Raw genomic sequence first — 14,345 nt, forward strand, 5'->3', positions numbered from 1 at the left:
GGTTCGGCGGCGGCCTGGAGACCAAGCTCGCCGGCCGGTGCCGAGCCCGGGGCCGGGCCCGCCGCGCCCGCTGCGGCGTTCAGCGGCCGCCCGGCCCGGACGGCGTCGAACAGGGCCTTCGCCCCCGCCTGGTCCCAGAGCACGGTCGAGCCCCAGCCGGCCACCTGGTGGTCCAGCTTCGCCAGCGGCACGGTCGCGAAGTCAGCGCGCCCCGCCGAGAGCTCCCTCAGCCTGGACGCCAGGGTGATCAGGTCGTCGGTGGTGAGGTCCTTGTCCGCCTTCACCGAACCGAGCAGGCTGTCCGTCAGCCGGGCCAGCCGGACGGGGTTGAACAGCGTGCCGCTGTCGGTCACCTGGTGCAGCAATTGGGCGACGAACTTCTGCTGGCGGTGCATCCGGCCGAGGTCGGCGCTGCCGTCCACGTGCCGGGCACGGACGTACCTGAGCGCGCCGGCGCCGTCCAGGGTGCTGGTGCCGGCCGGCAGGTCGAGGCCGGAGTAGTCGTCCTTGAGCGGCTTGTTGGTGCAGACCCGCACGCCGCCGACGGCGTCCACGGCGGAGACGAACCCGGCGAAGTTCAGCTGGAGGTAGTGGTCGATCCGCAACCCGGTGTTCTGCTCCACGGTGGCGACGGTGAGCTGCGGCCCGCCCATCCCGAACGCCGCGTTGACCTTCCCCTTGCCGGCCGGGACGTCCTTGCGGGTGACCTGGTCCCGGTGGGCGGGGATGTCCACGTAGGAGTCCCGGGGGATGCTGATCACGCTGGCCCGGGAGCCGTCCCCGGCGACCTGGACGATCATCATGGTGTCGGCGCAGTGGCAGGACTCGCCCCCGGCGTGCAGCACCTCCTTGAGCGTCTTCTCCGGGATGCCCTCCCGCTCGTCGGTGCCGACCAGCAGGAAGGTGGTGGAGCCGTCGTCGGCGGGCCGGGCCGCGTCGCCGCTGAAGGCGTCCACCCGGTCGATCGAGCCGAGGCCGTGCAGGACCGCCCAGCCGCCGCCGGAGGCGGTGAGGACGCCGAAGGCGATGCCGGCGGCCAGTCGGCGGGGCCAGGCACGGCGCCGTCCGGGCAGGGCGGAACGGGGGGAAACGGGCATCTCTCGGATGGTAGGGGCGGCCCGCTCCGGGGCCGGTGAGGGCGCGCCGGGGGCGGAGAGTACGGTGGGCCGGAGCGGCGAATCGTTCCTTCGGCGCCGGGGGCGTCACGTCGCCCAGACCGGGACAAGACGGAGACCGGTCCGCACCGGTACGGTTGGCCCCGATGAACACCAAGGCTGCTGAGGAGCTGCCGGCGGTCTCCGTGATCATGCCGGTGCTCAACGAGGAACGACACCTGCGCACGGCCGTCCGGCACATCCTGGAACAGGACTACGCCGGGCCGATGGAGGTGGTGATCGCCCTCGGTCCGTCCTCCGACCGGACCGCGCAGATCGCCGCCGAACTGACCGCCGAGGACGCGCGGGTCAGGACGGTGGAGAACCCCACCGGCCGCACCCCCGCCGGGCTGAACGCCGCGATCCGCGGCTCCAGCCATCCGATAGTGGTCCGCGTCGACGGGCACGGCCTGCTGACCCCCGGCTACATCACCACGGCGGTCCGGCTGCTCGGCGAGATGGAGGCCGCCAACGTCGGCGGCATCATGCACGCCGAGGGCGAGACCGAGTGGGAGAACGCCGTCGCCGCCGCGATGACCTCCAAGATCGGGGTCGGCAACGCGGCCTTTCACACCGGCGGCCTGGCGGGCCCGGCGGACACCGTCTACCTCGGGGTGTTCCGGCGCGAGGTGCTGGAGCGGCTCGGCGGGTACAACGAGGAGTTCGTCCGCGCCCAGGACTGGGAGCTCAACTACCGCATCCGGCAGGCGGGCGGGCTGGTCTGGTTCACCCCGCAGCTGCGCGTCACCTACCGTCCCCGGCCCACCGTGCGGGCGCTGGCCAAGCAGTACAAGGACTACGGCCGCTGGCGCCGGGTCGTCACCCGCTACCACAAGGGCTCGGTCAACTTCCGCTACCTCGCCCCGCCGGCGGCCTTCCTCGGCGTGACCCTCGGGCTGGTGCTCGGCGCGGCCGTCCACCCGGCCTTCCTCGCGGTGCCCGGCGCCTATCTGCTCGGCATCGTCGGTGGTGCGCTGGTCGAGGGCCGCGGCCTCTCGGCGAAGGCCAAGGCGCTGCTCCCGGTGGCCTTCGCGACCATGCACCTCAGCTGGGGCTTCGGCTTCCTCACCTCGCCGCGTTCGCTGGCCCGCCGGGTGATCGCCAGCCGGTCCCCGGCGACCGCCGACGTGGTCGCCGAGGCCCGCTGACCCGATCCGGCCAATCCCCCCGACCCGCTCTCACCGTCCCCGCCCCGACGCTATCGTCGGGCGCCATGGGGACAGTTGAGGGCGGGTCCGTCGTCGGTGCCCGGGTCGAGGCGACCGCGGACGTGGACGGCCGGGCGGTGCTCGGCGCCGGGACGACCGTCTGGCACCTGGCCCAGGTGCGCGAGGACGCGGTGATCGGCGCCGACTGCGTCATCGGGCGCGGCGCCTACGTCGGCCCGGGCGTGCGGATCGGGGACCGGGTCAAGCTGCAGAACCACGCGCTGGTGTACGAGCCCGCGGTGGTCGAGGACGGCGTGTTCATCGGCCCGGCGGCCGTGCTCACCAACGACCTCTACCCGCGCTCCGTCGACGTCGACGGCCGGCTCAAGCGCGGCGACGACTGGCACGCCCGCGGGGTGACCCTCCGGGAGGGCTGTTCGATCGGCGGCCGCGCGGTGCTGGTCGCGGGGGTGACGGTCGGCCGCTGGGCGCTGGTCGCGGCCGGCGCCGTGGTGCACCGGGACGTCCCGGACTTCGCCCTGGTGGCCGGTGTCCCGGCCCGCCGGATCAAGTGGGTCGGCCGGGCCGGCGAGCCGCTGGAGCCGGACGGCGGGGACGACTGGCGCTGCCCGCGCACCGGTGAGCGCTACCGCGAGACGGACGGCCTGCTCGCCCCGCGCTGAGGCTCACTTGGCGCAGACGTCGGTGTCGTCCGCCTGGACGCGCTGGAGGTCCTTGGGCGCCTCGGTCGGCGCGACGGACGGGACGGCGTTCGCGGCGGCCAGGACATCCTTGCCGAGGACCACGGCCAGCCCGTCCCTGCTGCCGGCCTTCGGGTCCTCCCGGACCGCGTCGGCCGGGAGTCCGAGGGAGGCGGCCAGCGCGGCCGCCTCGGCAGCCTTGCCGGCCGGGTAGGACACCGAACTGCTCGGCGTGGCCGTCGCGTTGGGGGCGGTGGCGGCCTTGGCGAAGCCCTGGGCCCGGAGCTTGTCGACGGCCTGCTGGGCCTGCCCGGGCGTCCCGCTGCCGTTGTGCACCGCCACCCGGACGTCCTTGGTGTCCACCGCGGCGACGGTGGCCGTCGGCGAGGGCGCGGCCGCCGTCGGCGCGGCGGCGGCCTCGGTGGCGCCGGCCCCGGGCGCGGCCGCGCCGTTCCCGGTCAGCGAGCGGTCCTGGGCGACCAGCGAGAACACCTGCCCGGCGTCCGGCTGCTTGAGCACCAGCCGGTCCTTGTCCTTCGGGTCGTCCAGCACCGGCGCGGTGGTGAAGGTGATGTTCTTGGTGTCGACCTTGCTGATGTCCAGCGCCAGGTCCTTCAGCTTGTCGACGCTGCCGATCCCGTCGTCCACGGTGAGCGCCTTGGTGGCGGCGTCGGCGAGCTTCCACAGCTTGGTCGGGCTGGTCAGGGTGTCACTGCTCTTGATCGAGCGGATCATCGAGCTGATGAACTGCTGCTGCAGCGGGATCCGGGTGAGGTCGCCGCCGAAGCCGACGGCGTGCCGGGTGCGGACGAAGGCCAGCGCCTCGTCGCCCTGGACGACGTGCCGGCCCTTGCTCATCCGAAGGTGCGAGTCCGCGTCGTTGATGTCCTTGGCCGCGCACACCTCGACCCCGCCGACGGCGGTGGAGAGCGTTTTCACGGCATCGAAGTTGACCATCACGAAGTGGTCGACCCGGATTCCCGTCGCCTTCTCGACGGTCTTCCAGGTGCAGCCCGGATCGCGGCCCTCCTGGCCGAGGCTCTCGTTGAACATGGCCCGCGCGGAACCGGGGATCTTCTTGCCGCCGGTGTTCTCGCAGTCGGGGATCGGCACCATCAGATCGCGCGGAATGCTGATCACGGTGGCGTTGCTGCGGTCCTTGGCGACGTGGAACAGCAGGGTGGTGTCCGCGTGTCCGGTGCTGCCCTCGTCGCCGTACTCGCGACCCAGGCCCTCGCGGCTGTCGGTGCCGATGACCAGGATGTTGAGCGCGTCGCCGGCCGCCTTGGGCCGCTCCGCCTCGCTGCCCAGCTGCACCTTGACGGCGGTGATGTTGTTGTTGAAGTGCTGGTACGCGTAGTAGGCCCCGCCGCAGCCGGCCACCAGGACCAGCGCGCCGACGCCGGCGGTCCACTTCAGCACCCGCCGGCGCGGGCGCGCGGCGGCGGCCTGGCGGCGGCGGGCGGCCCGGCCGCCGGTGTGCGCGGCCCCGGGGGCGGCCTCGGCGGCGGTGCCGGGCGTCCGGCGGCGCTGGACCGGGATGCCCGCGGCCTGCTCGGACCGGGCCGGCTCGGACCGGTACGGCGCGCCGTGGGCCGGCGGGATCCGCGGGTCGGCGGGGTCGGTCTGCTGGCTGTCCTGCTGCACGGGGTTCCCTCCCTCCGACCGGTCCTCGGGTGGCGCACGGGCTGCGCGCCGACCCGGACACACTAGACGAGTCGAGTACGGGAATTGTTCCTGGTGTGATCTCCGCCATGTTCGGGAACCGCAATTCACCAGGCACATCGTGTTCCGGTGAATTCCCCGGAAAGCCATTTCGGTTCATGATCTGTACACAAAAGGGTGACCCTGACCAGGCGGTCAATGGATCGCGCAGCCGTCCATGTCCGCGGTGCGTCCCTCGAACGAGGGCGCCGTGGTCGCGGTGGGTGACGCACCGGCGGCCCGGTCCGATCCGGCCGCCCCCGAGGGCCCCGGGCTCGCGCCCGCCACCGCCGACGGGTCGGGCGAGCCCGGCGGGCGGACGGTGATCGACCGATCGTCGCGCAGCGCCGTGAACAGCTGGGTGGTCAGCGGCTGCACGAACTCGTCCCGGTCCGAGTCGAAGCGGTACGGGCGGCGCGGCGCGGTCAGGAAGACCGCGTCGGCGGACGGGATGCCGCGCAGGTCCTGGGTCAGGTCGTAGAGCGCGCCGAGCGAGGAGAGGCCGCCGTCGGCCCGGACCGAGGAGGTCGCCGCGTCGAGCACCGGCCAGAGCCGGGCCGGGTTCAGCAGCACCCCCTGCGACTGGACCTTGCGGATCAGGGCGGCCAGGAACTGCTGCTGACGGCCCATCCGCTGGGTGTCGCTGCCGTCGCCGAGGGTCTCCCGGGCGCGGACGTAGCCGAGCGCCTGTTCGCCGCGCAGGGTCTGCCGCCCGGCCGGCAGGTCCAGCTTGGCGTCCTTGTCGTGGATCGCCTGCGGGACGCACACCTCGACGCCGTCCACGGCGTCCACCATCGTCTTGAAGCCGTGGAAGTCGAGGATCACGTAGTGGTCCATCCGGATGCCGCTCAGCTGTTCGACGGCCCGGATCGAGCAGGCCGGACCGCCGGTCTCGAAGGCCGAGTTGAACTGCGCCAGCACCTGCCTGCTCCGGGTGCCGTCCGGCTTCTCGCAGACCGGCACGGTGACCATGACGTCGCGCGGGATGGAGACGGCGGTCGCGTGCTTCCGGTCCGCCGCCAGGTGCAGCAGGATCGTGGTGTCCGAGCGCTGGCCGCCGGCCTCGCCGTACGTGGCGTTGGCGCCGGTGCGGTCGTCACTGCCGATCAGCAGGATGTTCTCGGCGCCCTTGGCCCCCGCGGTGCGGCTGGGCCGTTCGGCCTCCAGCCGGGCCAGCAGCTGGTCGGTGGCGGAGTCGGTCCGGATGTTGCCGTCCAGCTTGCGGTAGGCGATCCAGAGCACGGTGCCGCAGGCGACCAGCAGGAGGGCGAGGGCGCCGGCGGTGATCATCAGCCACCGCCGGCGCCTGCGCCGGGGCCTGGTCGGGGAGTCCGGGGCCGCGGGCTCCGGGTCGGGGGAGTCCCGGGCCGGGGAGCCCGCGGTCGCGCGGGCGTCCCCGGTCGGGGGGTTCTCGGTCGGGGGGTGCTCGGTGTCGTCCTCGGCCATGGCAGGGATGCCTACCCGCCGGGCCGGAGCCGGGGGTTAGCCGAGGCGCAGTGTCACCCGTTCGGACTCGGTCCGCTTCTCCCACTGCTCGGCGCTCAGGCCCTCCGAGTTGCGGCAGAGCACCACCGAGGCGCCGGCCGCCAGCGGTGCCAGCAGACCGGCCTCCAGGCCCGCCCAGTCCTGGTACGAGAGGGTGGAGAGCACCCGGTCGCCGGCCGTGATGCCGAGCCGGGCCGCGCCCTCCCGGGCCAGCTGGACGGTCTGGTCGCCGGTCAGCTTCAGCGGCAGGCCGTCGATGCCGGTCTCCAGCGCGGGCGCGTCCGGGGTGACGGGGGAGTACGGCGCGAAGCGGTCGCCCTGGCCGGGCACCTCGGCGGCGTAGTCGAGGAAGCCGTCCGGGCGCTGGGGGAACCGGCCGCCCAGCGGACGCAGGGCGAGGGCCACCCGTTCGCCCTCGCAGGCCTGGGCGGCCTCCAGGCCGTCCGGTCCGCTGACCACCAGGTCGGCGTCGGCCGGGTCGCCGGCCGGCACCGCCGTCACACCGACCGACCAGCAGGCGAGCAGCCAGACGGCGCTCTGCCAGTGGGCGGGCAGCAGGAGGGCGGCGCGGTCACCCGGACCGGCGTTCAGCTCGTCCTGGAGCAGGTTGGCGGTCTTGGCCACCCAGTTGTCGAAGGTCCGGGCGGAGAGTTCCACCCGTTCGCCGGTGGCGTCGTCGTAGAAGGTGACCAGCGGAGCCGCGGGGTCGACTGAGGGAGTGCCACCTCGCAGGAATGCGTGCAGCAGCTCGACAGGGGTTCGGGCATCGGCAGCGAAAGGCGCAGTCATGGTGCGCCCCAGCCTACGGCCTTCGAGTGGGCGACCGGGAGGGGTGGCGGACCCTGCGCGAGGTGGCATGGCGAGTTCGGTGTTTTGCGCTGAACATCCCTTTTATGGGTATCTCTTTGCCGGCCGCCGCACTCGCCGGCTGCACCGCCGTCCTGCTCCTCCAGCCCGTTCCGGCCGCGGCCGCCGCCGATCCCGCCCAGCAGCGCCGCACCTCGGCCGGCGGCGGCTCGGTCACCTCGCTGCCGCTGGGCGCCGACCGCGCCCTGGCGCCGCGCGCCACCCGCCCGTTCGAACTGCTCGGCGTCGGCTGGAACGGCCCCGCCCGCTCGCTCGACGGCGGCTCCGTCCGGGTCCGCACCAGGGACGCCGCCACCCACGTCTGGGGCGACTGGCAGGTGCTGGAGGCGGACGGCGAGGACGGACCGGACACCCCGGGCGGTGGAGCGACGGCGCCGCTCTGGACCGGTCCGAGCGACGGCGTGGCGGTCCAGGTCACCGCCGGCCCCCGCGGCCTGCCGGACGGCCTGCGGCTCGACCTGGTCGACCCCGGGCAGGGCGCCGCCGGGGCCGCCGGCCGGACGCTGCCCGCCGAACCGCCGGACGGGCGCCGGGCCGCCCGGCCCGCCGTCGTCACCCGGGCCGGCTGGGGCGCCGACGAGTCCCTCCGGGACCCGCAGGTCGAGTACACCGGCCCGGTCCGGGTGGTCTTCGTCCACCACACCGCGACCGCCACCGAGTACGACTGCGCCGACGCGCCCCGGATGATCAGGGCGATCTACCAGTACCACGTGCAGAGCAACGGCTGGCGGGACATCGGCTACAACTTCCTGGTCGACCGCTGCGGCACCCTCTACGAGGGCCGGGCCGGCGGCGCCGAGCTCGCGGTGCACGGCGCGCACACCCTGGGCTTCAACACCGACTCGGCGGGCGTCGCGGTGCTCGGCACCTTCGTCACCGACACCCCGCCGCCGGCCGTACCGGACGGGCTCGCCCGGCTCGCCGCCTGGAAGCTCGGGCTGGCCGGCCAGGACGCCGCCGGCCGCACCCAGCTGGTCTCCGGCGCCGACGGCACCCGCTACCCCAAGGGCACCACCGCCACCTTCGACGCCGTCTCCGGCCACCGCGACGCGGTCGCCACCGAGTGCCCCGGCGCCACCCTCTACCCGCTGCTCCCCGCCGTCCGCACCCAGGCGGCCGCGCTGCAGAGCGCCGCCCGCCCGGCGGCCCCCTGGGCACGCTGAACCCGCGAGCCCGGGGCCTACACCGGGCCGGGGCCCCGGGGGAGCAGCGCCCGCAGCTCGGCGGTCAGCGCCCGCGCGACGTCCGGCCGCAGGTCGTACCGGGCCGGAGTGTTCTGCAGCAGCGCGATCCGCCAGCCCGCGCCCGCGTTGACGGCGATCACCGTCTGCAGGGCGTTCAGACCGGGATCGAGGTCCTCGGCGTCGTCCGGCACCAGACCGGCGACGGCGTCCAGCTCGGCCACCCCCGGGCCGAGCGCCCGGATCCGCCGCACCTTGGCGACGTACTCGGGGGTGGCGTGGTCCGCGAAGATCCGCCCCAGTTCGGCGGCGATCACCGACCGCCCCGCGTACCTCGTTCCGTCGAATCCGACCATCTCCCCGTCCTCGGCGAACGGTCCGGCGCACGCCGCGCCGTCCCGCAGGTTCCACCCGTCCAGGGTCCGGTGGTAGAGCGCCCGCACCGCGCCCTCGTCGGCGTGGGACAGCTCCGGCAGCCGCGTATCGTTCATATCCCCATGGTCGGCGAAGGCGGTGGAGCCGGACAGCGGAGGAGGCGCGGGGCGGTGTCGGACGAGGCGGCGACCGGTGCGCGGGTGCGCCTCTGGCGCCCGGGCTTCCCGCTGGACGTGGCCCGCACCCTGCTGCCGCTGCGGCGCGGGCCGGCCGACCCGGCCTACCGGACCACCGGTGACGGCGCGGTCTGGCGGGCCTCCCGCACCCCGGCCGGCATCGGCACGCTGCGGGTGCTGGCCAGGCCGGCCGACGGCGAGGTCGAGGCGCGGGCCTGGGGCCCGGGGGCGGCGTGGCTGCTGGACCGGCTGCCCGTGCTGCTCGGCGCCGAGGACGACCCGGCGGCCCTGGTGCTGCCGCCCGGCCCGCTGCGGGAGGCCCAGCGGCGGGCGGCCGGCGTGCGGCTCACCCGGACCGGGCTGGTGCTGGAGTCGCTGGTGCCCGCGATCCTGGAGCAGAAGGTGACCACCGACGAGGCGTACCGGGCCTGGCGGACGCTGCTGCGCGACTTCGGCGCCCCGGCGCCCGGCCCGGCCGAGGGCATGCGGGTGGCGCCGTCGGCCCGCGAGTGGGCGCTCGTCCCCAGCTGGGAGTGGCACCGCGCGGGGGTGGACCCGAAGCGCTCCGCCACCGTGGTGCGCGCCGTCCGGCTGGCCGCCCGGCTGGAGGAGGCCTCGGCGATGGACCACGCCGAGGCGTTCGCCCGGCTGACCTCCGTGCCCGGCATCGGGATCTGGACGGCCGCCGAGACCCTGCAGCGCAGCAACGGCGACCCGGACGCGGTCTCGGTCGGCGACTACCACCTCCCCAACCTGGTCGGCTGGGCCCTGGCCGGCCGCCCCCGCAGCGACGACACCCAGATGCTGGCCCTGCTGGAGCCGTACCGCCCGCACCGCCACCGCCTCTGCCGCCTGCTGCTGAGCACCGGCACCCACGCCCCGCGCTACGGCCCCCGGCTGACCCCCAACGACCACCGGCGGCGGTGAACTACGGCGTAGTACATTGGCGGCATGGAAGCAACCATGCGGGAGCTGAACCAGCAGACGGCCAGAGTGATAGGAGCCGTCGAACGCGGAGAGACCGTCACGGTCACCAAGGACGGCCGCCACGTGGCCACGATCGTGCCGCCGGAGCGCGCCGAGCCCGTGTACCCGTTCAGGACCGACCCGATGGGTGACGAGGTGGACGACATGCCGTCGTTCGAGGGCCACCGGGTCCTGGACGACCTCGACCGGCACATGGAAGGGTTCGGCGCGTGACAGAGGTCGCGGTCGTGGGCGACACCGGCGCTTTGCTCGCGTGCTACTCCCGCGCGGAGCGCGAGCACGCGGCGTGCCAGGCGGCGCTGCGTACGGTCGGGCACCTGGTCATCTCACCCCTGGTGCTCGCCGAACTGGACTACCTGGCCACCAAGGCGCTCGGCGCCGATGCGGCGATGCGCATTCTCGACGACGTGATCGACAAGTGTGCCGTGGGGCGCTTCGAGGTCCCGGAGGTCGCGTCCCACCTCAGTGCCGCACGGGTCGTGATGCGCCGTTACCCGGCGTTGAACATGGGGCTGACGGACGCGATCAACGTCGCGCTGGCGGCCGAGTTCCGGACCGCGGCGGTGCTGACCGTCGATCGCCGGCACTTCCGTGCGATCAGGCCGCTGACGAACCACGAGTCCTTCCGGCTGCTGCCGGACGACCTGGGGTGCTGATCCCTACCGCACCTCGATGAAGGCGTCCGCGCCGCGGGCCGGGCGGTCGCGGGGCGGTTCGGCGGGGCGGCCGACCGCGACGGCGCCCATCGGGTCCCAGCCGGCCGGCAGGTCGAGGGCCGCGCGCACGGTGTCGCGGCAGAACATGGTGGACGAGACCCAGGCCGTGCCGTAGCCCTCGCCGGCCAGGGTGACCAGCAGGTTCTGCACGGCGGCGCCGATGGCGACGGTGAACATCTCGCGTTCGGCGGCGGCGCGGCGCGCGTCGGGGTAGTCGTGCGAGCCGTCCATCACCAGGCAGGGGACGACCAGGTAGGGCGCGTCGCGCAGGACGTCGCCGCGGGCGGTGCGCCGGGCGATCAGCGCGTCGTCCCAGCCGTCCAGCTCGCGCAGGTCGCGCTGCCAGGCGGCGAGCATCGCGTCCAGCAGCCGGGTGCGGACCGCGGCCGACTCCAGCAGGACGAACCGCCAGGGCGTGGTGTGGTGCGGGGCGGGCGCGGTGACGGCGGCGGCGACGGCGCGGCGGACGGCGCCCGGGTCGACCGGTTCGGGGGTGAACGCGCGGATGGTGCGGCGCAGGGTGACGGCCTGCCGGACCGCCTCGGAGGTGCCGAGCCGGAACATGTCGTCCGCGGCGGCGCGCACCAGCGGGCGGGTGCCCGCGCCGTCCTCGGCGGTGACCAGGTGGCCGAGGCCCCGGACCACGGCGACCGGGGTGCCGGTGGACTTGCCCTTGACCAGGTCGGCGGCGGCGGCGAGTTCGTCGGCGGTGGCGGTGACGGTCATCGCCAGTTCGTTGCCGTGGCTGTCGGTGCGGCCGCGGTGGTCCTCCAGGACGGGCAGTCCGGCGGCGCCGATCGCGACGTCGGTGAGGCCGTTGCGCCAGGGCCGGCCGAAGGTGTCGGTGACGACGACGGCCAGCCGCAGCCCGGTCAGCTGCTGGAGGCGGGCGCGCAGCGCGCGGGCGGAGGCGTCCGGGTCCTCGGGCAGCAGCAGCACGGTGCCGGCGGCGGTGTTGGAGGCGTCCACCCCGGCGGCGGCCATCACCAGGCCGTTGCGGTTCTCGACGATCCGGACCGGGCCGCGCCGGGCGACCACCCGGACGGTCTCGGCGTCGATCGCGGCCTCGCGGTCGGCGGCCCGCAGCACCCGGCCCTCGGCCTTGCTGACGATCTTCGAGGTGACGAGCAGGATGTCGCCGTCCTGGTACGTCCCGGACTTGGCGATCAGCGCGGCGAGGTCGGCGCCGGCGTCGATCTCGGGCAGGCCCGGGACGGGCAGGACGTGCAGGGTCACGCCCGCACCAGCTCGGCGAGCGCCAGCGCGGCCCGGGCCATCTCGGCGGTCGCCGCGACGTCCGTCATCAGCAGCGGCACGGCCCGGCAGGCGATCCCGCCGGCCTCGACCGCGCCGACCGAGGCCTCGTCGACGGTGTCCACCAGCCAGCCGTCCAGCAGGTCGGCGCCGTAGTCCAGGGCGACCGCCGCCGCGGTCGCCTCGACGCCGACGGCGGCCAGCACCTTGTCGGCCATGCCGCGCACCGGGGCCCCACCGATGATCGGGGAGAGCCCGACCACCGGCGCCGCGGCGGCGGCCACCGCGGCCCGGATGCCGGGCACGGCGAGGATGGTGCCGATCGAGACCACCGGGTTGGACGGCGGCAACAGGATGACGTCGGCGGCGGCGATGGCCTCCAGCACACCGGGCGCGGGCTTGGCGGTGTCCGCGCCGACCGGGACGATCGCCTCGGCGTCGACGGCGGCGTGCAGCCGGACCCAGTACTCCTGGAAGTGGATGGCCCGGGTGCCGTCCGCGTCGGTGATCCGCACGTGGGTCTCGACCCGGTCGTCGCTCATCGGCAGCAGCCGCACGCCCGGCTGCCAGCGCACGCAGAGCGCCTCGGTGACCTGGCTGAGGGTGTACCCGGCGGTGAGCATCTGGCTGCGGACGAGGTGGGTGGCGAAGTCGCGGTCGCCGAGCCCGAACCACTCGGGCCCGACGCCGTACTCCTTCATCTCGGCCTTGATCGACCAGGTCTCGTCGGTGCGGCCCCAGCCCTGCTCCTCGTTGATGCCGCCGCCGAGGGTGTACATCACGGTGTCGAGGTCGGGGCAGACCTTCAGGCCGTAGAGGTGGATGTCGTCGCCGGTGTTGCCGATGACGGTGATCTCGTCCTGCGGGCCGAGAGCCTCCTTGAGTCCGCGCAGGAAGCGCGCCCCACCGATTCCGCCTGCCAGTGCCACGATGCGCATGCGCCCATCCTGCCACGGCCCGACTGGCCGTCAGCCCGGTCCGCGGGCCGCCGCCCGCCCGTCGTCAGCGGGCCTCGGCCTGCTCCTGCGGGTGCTGCTCGGGGACGGTGGCGCCGCCGCCGTACTGGTTCATCTCGGTCAGCCCGGGCGTGTAGAGGTGGATGGAGACGGCGGGCTCCAGCGCGCCGTTGACCACCTCGTGCAGGTACCCGGAGGAGAACACCCGCTGCCCGCCCGGGCGCAGGGTGCGGGCACCCTCGCCCGCGTGCGTGAGGGAGCGCTCGATCAGCTCGCCCCGGACGACGCTCATCACCCCGGAGGAGACGCCGTGGTCGTGGAAGCCGCTGCTCTGGCCGGGCAGCCAGCTGAGCAGCCAGACCTCGTAGCCGGGGCCGGTCTCCAGCCGGGCGTACCAGCGGGTGAGCGCGTCGTAGCGGACCAGCGGCTCCCAGCGGGCGCGGTCGGCGGCGATCTCGCGGACCAGCCGGGCGTAGCCGGCGACGGTGGTGGGGTGGCCGGGCAGGTCGGTGCGGGCCAGGTGCGGGAAGGCCAGCGGGTCGCCGGCGATGGAGACGTCGCTCAGCCCGTCGGCCCAGCCGCGGGCGGGCCGGGTGGCCGCCGGGGAAGGCGTGGTGGGCGCGAGGCCACGGCGGGTGAGCTTGTTGCGGTCGCGGTTCCGCTTGCGGATGCGGTTCATGCGCACGGGAGTCGTCCTCGGAGTACGGCTGGTTCGACAGGGATCAGCCGGATCCGGGATGTCCTGGGGCGGGAATCGCGGGCGGCCTCTGTGCTTCCTGGGCGGCGCGCGGTGGGACAGCGGGCGCCTAGATACAGGAACAGAGGCGACAACAGGGGTTCACGGCACGGCGGAGCGCGGAACCGCTCCGGGGGCGAGTGAACTCTGACATGTGGGAAAGGAGACCGCATCGAGCGCTCCAGTGTCAACTCATGAGCCGGGGCAATCGGGCGGGATAGGCCATGAACTACCCGATGGGGTGATAAATCACCCTCTAGGTTTCGATGAGAAGATCGCCGGGAAGGCAGGCCGATGACCGACCTGTGACGATGACTGCGCGTCACGTGGTGGAGGGTTGTCAGGGTTCGACGGGATCCGGGCTGTTAGTCCGATGTGTCCAGATATGTACACTATTCGTAACGGCTTGGTGCCGGGGAGTGAATCCTGGCCCCAATACCAGAGCTCGGCTTGACTGGGCCAGAGTGACGCAACTGTAATTTCTCTCGTGTCGTCCGCCGCACGAGGCAACGGCAACCACGGGGACGCCAAATAGGGGCAGAGGAGGCGCGCCACATGAGCGAGCTCTTTGAGCTGTTGATCGGTGACGGCATCGAGGAGGAGGAAGAAGAACTCGGTTGGCAGGAGCGCGCGCTGTGCGCCCAGACCGACCCCGAGTCCTTCTTCCCGGAGAAGGGCGGCTCCACCCGCGAGGCCAAGAAGGTCTGCCTCGCCTGCGAGGTCCGCTCCGAGTGCCTGGAGTACGCCCTCGCCAACGACGAGCGGTTCGGCATCTGGGGCGGCCTCTCCGAGCGCGAGCGCCGTCGGCTCAAGAAGAGCGCGGTCTGACCGGGGCGGCCCCTGGCCCTGCTGACCCTCCGACAACCGCACAGCTCGACGGGCGCCTCACCGCGACGGTGGGGCGC

Annotated in this window: 15 protein-coding genes; 7 read left to right on the top strand and 8 right to left on the bottom strand. The window is 74.1% G+C overall.

Going from position 1 to position 14,345, the window contains the following annotated elements; all coding sequences use genetic code 11:
- The coding region (locus ACFWA9_RS25540) for an LCP family protein (protein ID WP_380390016.1) at positions 1 to 1,097 on the bottom strand (1,097 nt) is incomplete at its 3' end.
- A gap of 164 nt (positions 1,098 to 1,261) precedes the next feature.
- On the opposite strand from ACFWA9_RS25540, the gene ACFWA9_RS25545 reads away from it, so the two are divergent.
- Together ACFWA9_RS25545 and ACFWA9_RS25550 are read left to right on the top strand one after the other, a co-directional pair.
- On the top strand, positions 1,262 to 2,302 hold the full coding sequence (locus tag ACFWA9_RS25545) for a glycosyltransferase (RefSeq protein ID WP_329487935.1): 1,041 nt from the start codon (positions 1,262 to 1,264) through the stop codon (positions 2,300 to 2,302).
- Between the two features lie 65 nt (positions 2,303 to 2,367).
- Positions 2,368 to 2,985, top strand: a complete 618-nt coding sequence (locus tag ACFWA9_RS25550) for an acyltransferase (RefSeq protein ID WP_380390018.1) — start codon at positions 2,368 to 2,370, stop codon at positions 2,983 to 2,985.
- A 3-nt stretch (positions 2,986 to 2,988) separates the two neighbouring features.
- On the opposite strand, the gene ACFWA9_RS25555 is transcribed toward ACFWA9_RS25550, so the two are convergent.
- The 3 genes from ACFWA9_RS25555 to ACFWA9_RS25565 form a co-directional block, all read right to left on the bottom strand.
- Positions 2,989 to 4,650, bottom strand: coding sequence for an LCP family protein (locus ACFWA9_RS25555; RefSeq protein ID WP_380390020.1), 1,662 nt, complete (start codon positions 4,648 to 4,650; stop codon positions 2,989 to 2,991).
- A gap of 213 nt (positions 4,651 to 4,863) precedes the next feature.
- Positions 4,864 to 6,153 carry an LCP family protein gene (locus tag ACFWA9_RS25560; protein ID WP_380390022.1) on the bottom strand — a complete coding sequence of 430 codons (1,290 nt, stop codon included), beginning with the start codon at positions 6,151 to 6,153 and terminating at the stop codon, positions 4,864 to 4,866.
- Between the two features lie 36 nt (positions 6,154 to 6,189).
- A complete protein-coding gene (locus ACFWA9_RS25565; RefSeq protein ID WP_352289068.1) occupies positions 6,190 to 6,981 on the bottom strand; it encodes a TIGR03089 family protein in 792 nt (263 codons plus the stop codon).
- 104 nt (positions 6,982 to 7,085) lie between these two features.
- Between ACFWA9_RS25565 and ACFWA9_RS25570 the strand changes: the two genes are divergently transcribed.
- The gene (locus tag ACFWA9_RS25570) at positions 7,086 to 8,222 is read left to right on the top strand and encodes a peptidoglycan recognition protein (protein WP_352289065.1); all 1,137 of its coding nucleotides are present in this window, start codon (positions 7,086 to 7,088) and stop codon (positions 8,220 to 8,222) included.
- Positions 8,223 to 8,239: 17 nt separating this feature from the next.
- Here the strand turns inward: ACFWA9_RS25570 and ACFWA9_RS25575 are convergent, their stop codons facing one another.
- On the bottom strand, positions 8,240 to 8,731 hold the full coding sequence (locus ACFWA9_RS25575) for an SgcJ/EcaC family oxidoreductase (RefSeq protein ID WP_352289062.1): 492 nt from the start codon (positions 8,729 to 8,731) through the stop codon (positions 8,240 to 8,242).
- A 6-nt stretch (positions 8,732 to 8,737) separates the two neighbouring features.
- Here ACFWA9_RS25575 and ACFWA9_RS25580 point away from each other — a divergent pair, with 6 nt between their 5' ends.
- From ACFWA9_RS25580 to ACFWA9_RS25590, 3 genes are read left to right on the top strand one after another with little or no spacing between them, the layout of a single operon-like run.
- Positions 8,738 to 9,718 carry a DNA-3-methyladenine glycosylase family protein gene (locus ACFWA9_RS25580; RefSeq protein ID WP_380390025.1) on the top strand — a complete coding sequence of 327 codons (981 nt, stop codon included), beginning with the start codon at positions 8,738 to 8,740 and terminating at the stop codon, positions 9,716 to 9,718.
- Positions 9,719 to 9,742: 24 nt separating this feature from the next.
- Positions 9,743 to 9,991 carry a type II toxin-antitoxin system Phd/YefM family antitoxin gene (locus ACFWA9_RS25585; RefSeq protein ID WP_380390027.1) on the top strand — a complete coding sequence of 83 codons (249 nt, stop codon included), beginning with the start codon at positions 9,743 to 9,745 and terminating at the stop codon, positions 9,989 to 9,991.
- The gene (locus ACFWA9_RS25590; protein WP_380390029.1) at positions 9,988 to 10,434 is read left to right on the top strand and encodes a PIN domain-containing protein; all 447 of its coding nucleotides are present in this window, start codon (positions 9,988 to 9,990) and stop codon (positions 10,432 to 10,434) included. The genes ACFWA9_RS25585 and ACFWA9_RS25590 overlap by 4 nt, the downstream gene beginning before the upstream one ends.
- Before the next feature lie 3 nt (positions 10,435 to 10,437).
- On the opposite strand, the gene ACFWA9_RS25595 is transcribed toward ACFWA9_RS25590, so the two are convergent.
- The 3 genes from ACFWA9_RS25595 to ACFWA9_RS25605 form a co-directional block, all read right to left on the bottom strand.
- The gene (locus ACFWA9_RS25595; RefSeq protein WP_380390031.1) at positions 10,438 to 11,730 is read right to left on the bottom strand and encodes a coenzyme F420-0:L-glutamate ligase; all 1,293 of its coding nucleotides are present in this window, start codon (positions 11,728 to 11,730) and stop codon (positions 10,438 to 10,440) included.
- Complete coding sequence (gene cofD / locus ACFWA9_RS25600; RefSeq protein ID WP_380390033.1) at positions 11,727 to 12,686, bottom strand: 2-phospho-L-lactate transferase; 960 nt, start codon at positions 12,684 to 12,686, stop codon at positions 11,727 to 11,729. The genes ACFWA9_RS25595 and cofD overlap by 4 nt, the downstream gene beginning before the upstream one ends.
- A 64-nt stretch (positions 12,687 to 12,750) precedes the next feature.
- Positions 12,751 to 13,389, bottom strand: coding sequence for a cysteine dioxygenase (locus tag ACFWA9_RS25605; protein WP_380390035.1), 639 nt, complete (start codon positions 13,387 to 13,389; stop codon positions 12,751 to 12,753).
- Between the two features lie 606 nt (positions 13,390 to 13,995).
- Between ACFWA9_RS25605 and ACFWA9_RS25610 the strand changes: the two genes are divergently transcribed.
- Positions 13,996 to 14,268: a WhiB family transcriptional regulator gene (locus tag ACFWA9_RS25610; protein ID WP_148644569.1), complete on the top strand. Its 273-nt coding sequence runs from the start codon at positions 13,996 to 13,998 to the stop codon at positions 14,266 to 14,268.
- Positions 14,269 to 14,345 lie beyond the last annotated feature (77 nt).

Origin of the sequence: Kitasatospora sp. NPDC059973, assembly GCF_042737525.1 — a bacterium.
Taxonomy (GTDB): domain Bacteria; phylum Actinomycetota; class Actinomycetes; order Streptomycetales; family Streptomycetaceae; genus Kitasatospora.